This window comes from Pseudomonas allii, from assembly GCF_055380095.1.
The window spans coordinates 3190149-3202618 of record NZ_AP039450.1 but is presented as its reverse complement, the minus strand read 5'-3'; the positions used below and the strand labels follow the sequence as shown (position 1 = coordinate 3202618).

Annotated in this window: 9 protein-coding genes; 3 read left to right on the top strand and 6 right to left on the bottom strand. The window is 55.3% G+C overall.

Annotated elements, in window-relative coordinates:
• Positions 1 to 78: 78 nt before the first annotated feature.
• Complete coding sequence (gene mobH, locus ACZ445_RS14260; protein ID WP_464708519.1) at positions 79 to 1680, top strand: MobH family relaxase; 1602 nt, start codon at positions 79 to 81, stop codon at positions 1678 to 1680.
• 292 nt (positions 1681 to 1972) lie between these two features.
• A complete protein-coding gene (locus ACZ445_RS14255) occupies positions 1973 to 2212 on the top strand; it encodes a hypothetical protein (RefSeq protein ID WP_464693977.1) in 240 nt (79 codons plus the stop codon).
• 15 nt (positions 2213 to 2227) lie between these two features.
• On the opposite strand, the gene ACZ445_RS14250 is transcribed toward ACZ445_RS14255, so the two are convergent.
• The 6 genes from ACZ445_RS14250 to ACZ445_RS14225 all read right to left on the bottom strand — a co-directional run bounded on the left by ACZ445_RS14250 (position 2228) and on the right by ACZ445_RS14225 (position 11243).
• A complete protein-coding gene (locus tag ACZ445_RS14250; protein ID WP_464708518.1) occupies positions 2228 to 3154 on the bottom strand; it encodes an ADP-ribosylglycohydrolase family protein in 927 nt (308 codons plus the stop codon).
• Between the two features lie 201 nt (positions 3155 to 3355).
• Entirely contained in the window at positions 3356 to 5566 is a 2211-nt protein-coding gene (locus tag ACZ445_RS14245; protein ID WP_464708516.1) for a hypothetical protein, read from the bottom strand.
• Positions 5566 to 6729, bottom strand: a complete 1164-nt coding sequence (locus ACZ445_RS14240) for a hypothetical protein (RefSeq protein WP_464708515.1) — start codon at positions 6727 to 6729, stop codon at positions 5566 to 5568. The genes ACZ445_RS14245 and ACZ445_RS14240 overlap by 1 nt, the downstream gene beginning before the upstream one ends.
• Positions 6726 to 7163, bottom strand: a complete 438-nt coding sequence (locus ACZ445_RS14235; protein WP_464708513.1) for a MazG nucleotide pyrophosphohydrolase domain-containing protein — start codon at positions 7161 to 7163, stop codon at positions 6726 to 6728. The genes ACZ445_RS14240 and ACZ445_RS14235 overlap by 4 nt, the downstream gene beginning before the upstream one ends.
• Positions 7164 to 7495: 332 nt before the next feature.
• Positions 7496 to 9295, bottom strand: a complete 1800-nt coding sequence (locus tag ACZ445_RS14230) for a UvrD-helicase domain-containing protein (protein WP_464708512.1) — start codon at positions 9293 to 9295, stop codon at positions 7496 to 7498.
• Between the two features lie 43 nt (positions 9296 to 9338).
• Positions 9339 to 11243: an ATP-dependent nuclease gene (locus ACZ445_RS14225; protein WP_464708510.1), complete on the bottom strand. Its 1905-nt coding sequence runs from the start codon at positions 11241 to 11243 to the stop codon at positions 9339 to 9341.
• A gap of 345 nt (positions 11244 to 11588) precedes the next feature.
• On the opposite strand from ACZ445_RS14225, the gene ACZ445_RS14220 reads away from it, so the two are divergent.
• Complete coding sequence (locus ACZ445_RS14220; RefSeq protein WP_464708509.1) at positions 11589 to 12221, top strand: HNH endonuclease; 633 nt, start codon at positions 11589 to 11591, stop codon at positions 12219 to 12221.
• Positions 12222 to 12470 lie beyond the last annotated feature (249 nt).

Sequence of the window (12470 nt, the reverse complement as noted above, 5' to 3'; positions counted from 1 at the left end):
GGAAGGGTTCATCAATGGCAAAGGCCTTACCCAGAAAAGGCAAAGGGCACTCCCGCCGCGCACACTTCGGAGGACACCATGTTCCAGTGGTTGCGCCCTCGCAAAGGGATAGCTGAAGCTCCCACTCCTGACAGCAACCAAGCGCCTGTCGGCTGGCTTTGTCCGCAGTCCGCAGCGGAGCTATTGGCTATCCCCCATCGCCAGGCGCTGATAGAGCAGATCTGGCAGCGCACCGCCGTCTCACCCGCACAGTTCGCCATGCTGTACCGCGCGCCGCTGGAGCGATATGCCGCACTGGTGCAATTACTCCCCGCCTCCGAGAGCCATCACCATGCCTACCCAGGCGGACTACTGGACCATGGTCTGGAAATTGTGATCTGCGCATTGAAGTTGCGCCAATCCCACTTGCTACCACCAGGTAGTTCACCGGAAATCCAGACTCAACAGGCCGAGGCTTGGACCGCCGGCATCGCCTACGCCGCTCTGCTGCACGATATCGGCAAACTTGTGACTGACGTCGACATTGAAGATCAATTCGGACAGCGCTGGCACCCATGGCACGGCACACTGCGACACCCCTATCGCTTTCGCCACAAACCCCACCGGCAATATCGCTTGCACGGCGTCAGCGCCGGCGTACTGGCAGCCCAAGTGCTCGGACGCGAGCCAATGGACTGGCTTTGCGAGTACCCAGAGCTTTGGGCGGCGTTGCTTCACGCACTGGCAGGTCAACATGAGCAGGCCGGCATACTAGGAGACATTGTGGTCCGCGCCGACCAGGCCTCTGTTGCCCGCGCCCTCGGTGGCGATCCCTCGCTAGCACTTGCGGCGCCCAGCCACGCACTCCAGCGCAAGCTACTCGACGGCTTACGCTACCTGGCGCGCGAGGTGCTCAAACTCAACCAGCCTGAAGCCTCGGACGGCTGGCTCACCGACAATGCCTTGTGGCTGGTCAGCAAGACCGCTTCGGACAAACTGCGTGCCCATCTGCTGTCCCAGGGCATCAGCGGCATCCCCGAGCGCAATACCACTCTGTTCAATATTCTTCAGGAGTACGGCCTGGTACTCGAAAGCGCCGAAGGCAAAGCCATCTGGCGCGCCACGGTGCAGAGTGACAGCGGCTGGGCACAGAGCTTCACCCTGCTCAAACTCGCACCGTCACTGATCTGGCAATCCGAGAACAGACCACCGCCTTTCGCCGGGACCGTGGTTGTTGAAATTGAAGTGGTAGCAGAAGAAGCCACGGACGAGGCACCGCTAGCTGAAAAAGCACATGACAGCACCTCGCTCGGGCAGCGGTTTATGGATTGGCTTCAGCAACATATCCAGAACCGCACACTGCGCATCAATGAAGCCAAAGCATTGGTGCACACAGTCGACAACACATTGTTCCTGGTCACCCCAGGCCTGTTTCAGCGCTACGCCCAGGAACACCCAGATCTTGCTCAATCAGCGAAACGAGAACAGCTTGAGGATTGGGAGCTCGTGCAAAAAAGCTTTGAGCGGTTGAAGAAACACCGCAAGCAACCCAACGACTTGAACATCTGGACTTGCATTGTCCATGGGCCGCGTAAATCCAGCCGGCTGTATGGCTACCTACTGGCCAACACCTGGGAGCTACCGGAAGAGTTGAAATTGAATAACCCCTATCTGCAACTCATAACGGACGAGTCCGTGTAGGAACCTACCCACACAACTCCCAGAAGAATCCGTAGACACGCGTTGGCGCGTTCTGAATTGACCGATTGCCGCCTCACTTACACATTGGCTGGCGTGTCCGGCTGATCTATTCAGCCACATGCCAGCAGCCAGGATCTTCAGGCTGCGCTGCGGTTTTACGCAGAGATCCAGCCCATGATCGCCCGCTTCCGATAGCGCGATCAGTCGACATCAAGTCGATGAAAGCCGTTTATCTCCCCAACCCCTACGGGCCTTCCCGTACGGGGTCGGCCTTTGCTATTTTGGAGGTCATATGAAACTCGAAATTGCTCTATACCAAGCGTTGACGTCAATCAACGTTTCCGAGCAAAAAGCCAGTGCTGTAATCGATGCGATGGAGGCCGACTTGAATACGTTTCTCGCTACCAAGGTAGATATCGCCAACTTGCAAACTCAGATAGCTCAGCTTGAGGCGAAGCTCACCCTGCGCTTAGGTTTCATGCTCTCGGCCGCCGTTGGCGTGCTGATCGGCGTGATGAAGCTGATGCAATAGTTACACGTTCTTTCTCTACGGGGAGCCTTCCGTCATCGGATGGCTCACCCGCATCAATTCATCCGCAACTACCTGAATGTGTTCGCGCATCCTCACCTTGGTCAACCAGTCCTCTGGAATCCCCTGCACACCGTAATACGCCCCTGCCACCTGGCCGACAATCGCCGCCGTGGTATCCGCATCATCCCCCAGGTTCGTAGCCGTCAATATGGCCTCGGCAAAGCTATCGGTATGGTGAAAGCACCACAGCGCAGCTTCCAGTGAAGCCACCGCGTAGCCAGAACCGACAATGTCAGCGCGTTCCTTTTCCCGGTATAGCCCCTGCGCAATGGCAATCACTTTGGGCTCCGTGAGGCTTAAACTCTGCACCTGCAACATCTGGGCTTTCGGCGTACCACGCAGCGCATTGGCAATGACCTCCGACAACATCAGACAACACTCAACGGCCTCCTGAGCAGCGTGAGTCGTTCGGGAGCTGTCGGCTGAAAAAGCGCGAATCCGTTCATCATCGGGGTAATAAAACAGCACGACCGGAGCCAGACGCATCATTGAACCGTTGCCGGCCGAGTAGCGATCCGTAGAGCCAGCAAAGGGATCACCATTCTTTTGAAAGTCGGCCAATGCCTGGCGCACCGTCAGGCCGATGTCGAAGCATTCGCCGGTAGAGCTCAAGTACCCCGACGTCCACCACTTCAGATAGCGCTCCATCTGATCGGCAGCGTCAAAATCACCTTTCTGCAACAAGCTCTCCGCCAAGCAAAGCGCCATGGATGTATCGTCGGTCCACTGCCCAGGCTGAAGATTAAAAGGCCCTCCGCCAATCATGTCCGTGACCGGTGTAAAGGATTCGCGCGGCATAAACTCGACAGTTGTTCCGACGGCATCGCCACAGGCCAGGCCAAGTAGGCAGCCACGAAAACGATCCGACAGAGAGATAGGCATTTGTGATGAGCTCATAGACAGATTCAGGTCACGCCACTATTCCCGTTCCGCCCCGCTCAGTCTGTAGGATACGACTGGCTAAGTTGCGCGATGCACGTAATCGCTGGTGCTTTGCGGCTGCATCTATACTTGCATCGGTGACTAAAAGCACATTACGGCAGCCAGCAAATCCGCCCTCCTCCATTGGTATTGGCTGCCCGCTTAGCCTCCTCTAACTGCCTGAGCCGGGAACTGTGCACGCTGAGTAAGTAGGAGTAGGCCCAGAAGGCTGGAAGCTTCGCCTTTACGCTGCTCGATAGCCTCATCGAGTAGTGCCCGCGTATCCTCCTGCGTGAGCTTCAGCGAGCCGGTGGCCAGCGCCGCAGCGAACTCCAGTGCGGCATCGCCGTAAGTTCTCTCCCACCGGGCAAATACCTTGGCGATGAACTCCTTCATCAGCTTGCTCAGCTCCGGACTCGCTGAGTAATCAAGCTCCGAGGGGAGACAAGCCCGCAGGAATGAAGCCTGGAGGACATTGTCGTTAAACCGGAGGAAGCACTCCGGCGACAGCACCACTGACTCATACCCCGTCGGCTGAAGGCGTAGCTCATGATCGTCGTGTTCGCGAGCGAATTGCAGGACTGCAGCAATCGTGAAGAACACTGTGCTTTGCGGTACGTTTGGACAGTCCCGACCCACATTGCTTGAGGGGTCGAAGAACAGAAACCCATCGGACAAGGCGAGCGCGCCGCCATCATGTTTTGGCAGGAAGTTGTGCTTGTGCTCCTCAACAAGCTCAGTGGCCTCATCAATAGCCTCATGGCGAACCTTTTCCGAGACTTTGGGCGTGAAGCCGACGTCATCGACCTGCCCGGCAGACGCAACCGTGAGCAAGCGACTCCAGGCGTTCTGCTTCCCGTCATCACCAATGGGTAAGCACAGCCAGTTGGAGAAGCCGTATTCCCGGGGCGTGGGATTCTTCATCAGGAAAGTCTTGAGGAGCGCCCAGGCTCTGGCGCTCTGTGGAATACCGATCGGCGCAAGGAACCTGCGTGGCACGGTCGCATCCATGTAGGCCCGCAGATCACGACTGATCTCCCTTAGAATCCCTCCGTCGCGCGCTACCACTGTCGTGACAAGCACTCCGGAGACGGTCTCAAAATCGACTTGATCAAGTTCGCTGTAAGGCACGCATCGGATTGACTTAGTAACGCCCCATTTCTGACTGAGCATCTCATTGGCCACCTCGCCGAGTTTTTTCGACCCGTCATCGTCGGCGTACACAATTAGGTTTGTCGCCATAGAGACCGACCAGTCGATTTCAGTGGTCAGCCATTTCCTGAAGTCAGCGTCCGCTAGCAGCAGATCAGGATTGAGCGTCAACAGCTTGTGAGGCTTGCTCGACCGGTTGAATCCAATGATTCCCCCCATACCGAAATACTTGTGGAATTTGGCCAGCCGCTTAGGGTCATGCTTCAGGGATATTGTGATCGATTTGGGAGGCTTTGATTTCGCCGAGAAGTTCTCCCCTATGATCTCGATCAGCGTGCAGCCTTCCTCCGCCTTGACCGGCAGTAGATAGTCAATGTCGTCCAGGGCGACCAGGACGCCCCCGTATCGGCCATCCGCCGTGCGATCGATCAGCGTGGCAACGCAATCCTCTGCGAAACCCTGCTCCCCCATCTGCTTGGCCATGCTGCCGGACGTGGAGGCCGATACCACGCAGAAATAGTCACTTGCTGGAGGGTACATTGTCTTGAGTCGCTCATAGGAGTGGAAACTCATGACTTCGGCCTTACTGTCCAAGCGATCAAGCGCATTCTTCACGAAGGCGTAAATGCCCATGGTGTCGATGTACACCTTGTCCGCCTGGCGCAACCTGGCGCCGTACTCAAGTGCGATCGCATACCCCACCACGCAAACTTCGGCCTCATCACTCGCCAGTTCTCGGGCCTGGATAAACACGTTGTTGAGCGTGCCGGACGGGTGCTTAAAAGAATGCGCGGACGGTGCAGAATGAATGACTTTGTTCTTCTCGATCAGCGTTCTCAAACCATCTCGCAAGAGAGAGCTCGGATGATAGCGGTAGACAAGTTTCTGGCCGCCCAGCACATGAACGTTGAAGCCCGCGCCATTCCACTGTAAGAACACGTATTCATGGACGCACACACGTGCGTTTTTTACGCCACGCTTCAGGAGGTTAGCCAGGCGGTCTTTATCGTCAGCCCAACTGCTGTTGTACACCGACAACTGATCAGACGTTCCCACGATGTAGACGCAGTCAGGCAGATGTCGTTGGGCCTTCAGCGCGTCTTCGATATCAGTGAAGACGTGCTGTACTGAGAGCTCCGAATCGTTGTAGCAGATGACCAACGCTTCATGACTGCCGCTGGGGTCGCTGACAGCGGACATCCATTGATAGAAACGCTCCATTACATGCCCCTCAATGGAATCATCATGGTGACAACGGCCCCGGCAACGGGTGCCAAGTCGGTGTTGTCCCAATCCCTGAAGTCGTCAGGGTCACGCTGCCGATCGTTTTCTTCGAACTGGTTGTAGATGCACAGCCGGCCAGAACGAATACGGATTAACCCGCCCACCTTGCGAAGCTCATTCAGGATGGCAGGCAGACCTATCCCCGCGGCGTCCAGAGTCTTGCTGGACTGACGCGGCTGCAAGCATTTGAGCAGGTACCTCCGCTCATCCTGAAGCGACATCTCTTGCACCGCCTTGCCGCTCATTCTGGAGGCAAATCCGGGGCCCGAGTCGAAGAAGCTGATGTGCAACGCCCGCAAGCTGGTCTTGTTATTGTCGGTGGTAGAAGACTCTCTCTGCCAGTAACGGCGCAAGTCCTCACTGCCGTCAAAGTCTTCGGCAAAGATGTCGTCCTCAAGACGCCTCCAGCCGACCATGACGCCTTCAACATGGGCAAAATACGCGTGGCCAAGATGATCTGAGGTCGCATGTTCCTGTGTGTTGGATACAAGCTCAGAACAGAACAGACCCAGGCTTTCGATCAATGACTCCGGAACACTGGTGCGCCCGCTCTGCTTGTTGACAAAGTCAATGAGCCTGCGCATCTCGGTGGTCATTTCAGATGGCGGCTTTACCTGACCTGCAGCGCTGAACAGCGGTCGCAGGTGCTGAACCTTCGATCCCGCTACACAAATCAAATCGACGGCCCGGCCGTTGACGACATCCTCGTACCGACCTGCATCCATGGCCTGCATTCGTTCTACCGACTCTTGGAAGACCTCTCGGCGATTGAATGTCAGTTCGCCTAGCCTGATACCCTTGGAAAGACGTAAAGCTGCGATACCTGGCGAACAGTTAGCGAGGTTGTGTAGGAGCGTTTTAACATCGGCCTGCGGGTTAAAATCCAGGTAGTCGCTCTGCAGCTGCTGTCGGGCCAGGGTGACGATCAGTTGGAGGCGTGCGGCATCATGCATGGCGCCACGCCGGGCGCTGAGCATGTCTGCCTGAATGAGGAATTTCTCCCCCGGACGATCGCAGATCTTGCGAATGGCCGCCTCGATGTCTTTGAGCGTACGCGTCTTGCCAATGTTGATGGATTTCAAGCCTGTTTCTCCGATCAAGCGTCCGCTTTGTCGTTAGCGCCAAGAAGCAAGTTTTTGATCTTGGGCTCTGGTTTCCAGTAATTCGGGCCTTTGAGAAACTTGCCATTTTCATCGTAGATCGGCTTTCCATCCGCCCCGAGCTTGCTCTCGTTGCTGTCCATGATGATGTCCAGCACTTCCTCGAGCGGTAAGCCGTACTTCAGGGCCTCAGACCTGCAGTAAACAATCACGTCGCCCAACACGTCGGCAATGGCGACCTTTATATCGATTTCAGCATCGCCTTTTTCGATCTTTTCGACGATTTCATCGATCTCATGAACTTCAGCCATCAGCGTGGCTTTGAACTTCTTGAGCTTGTCAGCAGGATCGGTCAGTAGCGTGGGCGTGCCGTTGATCGGCAGCTTGTACATCTGATTCATGGCATGAATTCGGTCTTTAAAAGGCTTACCCATGAATGTTCCCTTATCGATTAGTCAAAAATTGTAAGTGTGGGCTGCGGGATGCTAAGCGCAAAAAATCAAGGCTATGCTTTGAGCCACGTGACCACTGGTTCAGGGTTGGTTGCTCTGGCTGCATGCGCCCTGTCTCCGGTTAGCCGTGAGGTCTTCAGCATACACGGAGGGGGCCGAGGAACGGTTCATAGGCAGGAGACCTCCATGTACAGTTGAAAACTCATCGTCTCACCCTACTGATTTAGATCAAAAGGCCAAGTTGGCGAAAGCATACCCCAGAAGTTTTGCACAGCGCGCCCAGCATGAGTGAACGACCTAAATGGTGATTAGATTTAACGAGTGGAACGCAAATGTGCTCGTTTAGGGACGGTTATCGGGGGGGGCGGTACTTCAAACCCCAATTGCGCCAGTACAGGTCGATCCTCTTCTTTGAGCTTTTTTACCGCCCAAATCAGCATATGCTGGGGCCTGGAACTCGCCACATAAGCGAACCTTGCGGCCTCCGATCCGCGATCTCGCAACCAGTCTTGCCAATGAGACTGGTGCGGCCCGGGCTGTTGGGACGAAACCACCACAGTGACATCGTGAGTTTCGCCCTTCACCTGGTGAATAGTTTCGTAGCGCAACGTGTCTGGTGGCCCCTCCAATACCTCTTGGCTCAACACTCGCACGGAGACTGGCTTATCACCCTGCCCTTTGCGAGCCACAAGGTTCAAGTCTTTCAGGACATCCAGCTCCTCCAGTAACTCCACAGGTACGAAAGGTTGATTCGGGAGCCGTCTGATCGCCAGCTTTGCAGTGCGCACCCAAGCAGACCAGGTCTGATCGGAGTTGCCTGCACCATTGGCGACCATGAATTTCAGGCTTTCATGGAGGAACTTCCGCCAAACAAGCTTGGACTCCATGACAATGGGGCAATAGGGGCCGACCTTGGTGACCTGCAGCTCGAGTTTGTCGGCCAGCCACTTTGCAAACGTCCTCAAGCTTTGCTTGATGTCCTTGAGGTTACCTGTGCTGGCGCTGATGCACGCGACTGCCAATAGTTCGATGCCTTCGAAGGTCTCACCATTACGCAAACGCTGCAGGGTCGTATGACCCCGGGCCACCAGTACCACTTTGGTGTATCCCTGTGTCATGGTGCGAATTATAGGCAGCAGCTCAGAGGGGCACACTTCATATTCGAGTATCCGTGGTTGCAGGGAAGCAATATCTGCATTGCCCCTGATCCGTTCGCCGCCAAGGATGTTGGTACACAGATCGACTATGACCTGTCCACTCCGCCAGTTCGCCTTGAGCTCATACGGGTCGAATTTCAGCTTGACCATGAGGTCGGTGACATTCTCTGGGTTCGACTTGCGAAAGCCATAGATTGACTGGTTCAGATCACCCACGAAATGGAACGCCATACCGAACCGTGCGAGATGCTCCACGATTCGTAGTTGCTCTGCAGAGAGATCCTGGCATTCGTCCACGATGACCAGAGGAAACCGGCGCGCGACCCGCGAAAAATAGGGGTCGAATTTCCTATCCTTGAATGCCTTCAGGGCAAGCATGTCGATGTCACCAAAGGTGGCAAAACCTCCTCGCCACAGCCGCTTCTTAGTGGCAATGAGATCTTTGAAGGTATCCTGATTAAGGGTTTCGGCGTTCAGTTGCTTATCGAGGCCGCGTTCGCCAGTGGAAAATACGAACTTGGTCGTTCCAAGGTCGTAGTCGTATTTGCACGCAGAGATCCAACGATCGCAAATGCTATTTCGCGTGCGATAGATGTTCGCTGCTTTGTCCAGAATCCGAATGCGAAAGTCACCTTCCCTGCCAGTATATCCCGTCATCTCACTGGCAATGCTCGCCACCAGCCGGTTCAGCACAAAGCTGTCGAACGTAGCGATTAGATGAGGTTTGCCGATCGGCTCCCCCAGGTACCTATGAACCCTGTTCCTGAGTTCGTCCGTGGCACTGTTGGAGAACGTCAGCACTGCGATGCCTGATGGTGAACGAGACCATTCTTGGACGATTCTGGCCACCATCGCGGCAACCACTTCCGTCTTTCCGCTGCCCGGGCAGGCCTTGAGGTAAACGTGCCTGTCGAGCGGTGAGGCGAGATAATCCAACTGCTCCTGGGTGAAGTTCATTGGGGGAGCACCCTGCGTGGGATTACTTCAGCAACTCGAGCGATCATGCCTGTCCCTCTTCCAGTCCACAGGCCCAAAGGATGGCCAGTCGGATGTACTCCGGCACGACGAAATCAGCTGGGCGCGCCAAGAGCGCGTCCGCGAGCGCTTGGGCGTACAACCCCTTGCCAATCTCTTCGGAGTCGAGCCTCGCGAGCAAAGCGCCAGCAAAAGGGGCTTTGTCAGCAGAGGACATGGATGCGAAATCCCGTTTTGCATCTTCCCTCAAATTCCCGGCCACCTTGCCATCCCGAACGGGCCAGAGATCTGCTGCCACATTCAGCATGGTCGTGAGGTTGCCGCCCTCCAGCGCAATGTCGTACTCGAAGGTCTTGTACTTGCCGGCGAACAACCGAGCGAATTGAGACTGATTGATCGGCCCCTGAAGCTCCAATGCCGGATTGTTTCCCAGCCGGTGATCTTCGGCATGCGGGAGGAATGGAACTGGTTTTTCCCTGCCTTCGCCATCGTCAATGGTCGAGAAAGATTTGGGAGGGTCATTATCCGTGAGTCCGGCGCACCTGATAGGCACATTACCACCAGGCTGGGCGCCCGTGACATCGCAGAACAGCTGCATGAAATGCTTGAAATAGATACCGCCAAGGTTGATGACGGACACGCCGTAATCGTCCAAAGAGTCTCTGCCCTTCCCTTGAGCATGCAAGACGATCCTAGCCAGCTCGGGGACAACGATTGCCTCGGCAATTCCTTCGACGAGGATCGCGCCTTTTGAGAAAAGAAGATTTGACTTGGTGACGTCGAGCCAGCGATCTACAAAACGCCGGCTCTGCTCAGGAAGCCCTGTTTTTCTCAGAGGAACGGCTGTTGGCATGCCTTCATTGGAGAGGTGAATCAGGTGCTCCACAGACACCGCAGCCGAAATCACAGTTGAGTGGGTTGTGATGATGACCTGGATACCTCGAGCTTCTGCCTCCGTTTTGAGGTGTCGTAGCAACCGTAGTTGGAGCTGCGGGTGTAGGTGCGCCTCCGGTTCCTCGATGAGCAGCAGCCGCAGGTAGGTCTCTTCACCACGCCCCTCCTCTACCTCAAGGACGAGCTCCGCTAGGATGGATGCGATGTACAATAGGTTGTTGTACCCCAGGCTGTTCTCCCCCAGAGATCGGAACTGGGTGGGGTCGGCATTTGTGAGGTCGGGGAAATAAAGCAGTCTCAATCCTTCAACGATACGGGAGAAGCTCACCTCGGAGAATTGGATCAACGTGCTTTGGGACAGATGCATTCCGAGCGCGGCCTTCAGGCTTTCACCGATGCGTTGGTTGGCCAGTTTGATGGCAAAGTCGTCGCTCTGAGAAAGCTCGCGGTTGAAGTCGCCAACGCGCTGCTCCAACGCAGTTTGAGTGCCGGCCTTTCTGGCAGCGTCCAGCTCTTTCCGACATAGGGCCTTCAACAGTCTGGCCAAACGTGATTGGCGCCCCTCTCGGAGCTTGTTCTCTGCGTCGCGGAGTGGCGGCAGATAAACACAGTGAATCAAGTCAAGTGTTTCAGGATCTAAGGGCTGGGTGAATTCGTGACCACCATAAGTGTGATACTTGAAGCGTCCACGTGACTCTTGGTTTTTGGCAATGAAGGTGAGCTTCGCTTCATCATAGTTCCCGCACCACTCATCAAAGGCAGTTGCATCCTTATCATCCAAGTCGGAAAACGTGGCCTGGATCTGGAGCTCCTCCGAGGCGAAAGCACCTGCCTCAAAACCCTTGTAGAAATCGTGCTCACCGATGATTCGTTTGCCCGACTCCGAATCATTGAAGAGCTGACGCACCGCGCTGATTACACCGGTCTTGCCCGCGCCATTTTCGCCCACCAACACGTTCAGCCCATCGTGAAATTCGATAGTGAAGGGTTCGCCAAAGCACTTGAAACCTCTAACGTCCAACGCGCGTAGATACATGAGAATCCCTTCTATCTGGAGTCATCCGGTGGCGAGCAGAGGCCGCGCCTAGATGGCGCTAGGTCTCGATGAACGACGCCTAGCTGAATAGTGGCAATACGTTACACCGGTTGACTATCAGGGCCTACCTGTAGATGGAGCTTTAGCTTCCGGTTGAAGCGGACAAAAGCGCACGCAAGCCTGCCAATCCACAGAATCTCTGGGGCACATTAGCGCCGCTCTACGCGTGATGCCGGCAGACCGGTATCATTTAACATCCTCAAATGGTGCGGCTCAGGTGCGGCCGAACCTCCAAAGAACGACCCTCACCAGGGTGCTGCTCAATTTTTAGTGGAGCCACGCGGCGTGATCGAAAAATTCATTGAGTTCAACGAAAAGCGAGGCAGAGCGCTGACTGAGCGCTACGTTCTCCATGTGTTCAACGTGTTCTCTCCCACTCAGCTGAAACGCAGGCTGGGGCACAAGAAACCGAAGGTGTGTCGGTATTGTGGGAAAGACGAGAGATCCACGACCTTCCGCGAAGAGTCGCATGCCATACCCATTTTTCTGGGGAACAAGACGATTATCGATGAGCTGGAGTGTGATCAGTGCAATCACCACTTCGGGGATCATCTTGAAAACAGCTTCTCAGCCTACACCCACCCTCACCGTCCATTTCAGCGAATCCGGGGGCGCAATGGCATCCCCAAGTACAAAGCCCCAGACTTAGAGGTCTCGGCTGTCGACCAATCTAACCTAGTCATCTGTGTCGGTGATAAAGGTGGAGTCGATGCATTGGAGGTCAAGGGCAAGAATCAACTCCGTTTCCAGGTTGTGCGCCAACCCTACTACCCGACCGCCATTCACAAGATGCTCATCAAAATGGCATTGGCCATGATGCCAGACGATGATCACCGCCAATTCGATTACCTGAAACCCTGGCTTCTGAGTAAAAACCATAAGCCTGGCTTGAGTGGCTCCGTGCCGGTTATCGAGTGAGGGATAAGCGGAGGCGTCAATCCGAACAAAATCACCTGCATCGTTGCCAAGGTGAGAGAGGCGTTTCAAGAATCGACATATAGGTATCAGTTCATATTTCAGTACGGGAATTTCCAGTACCAGTTTGTGATTCCCCTGCCTGACGAGTGTGGCCATCGTAAGGATTTCGTCTACGCTCCCGTGTTCCTGCCTGATGAGCATTTCCGAGTATTCGGTCCATCCGACTACCAGGAGAAGCACTTCAACTCA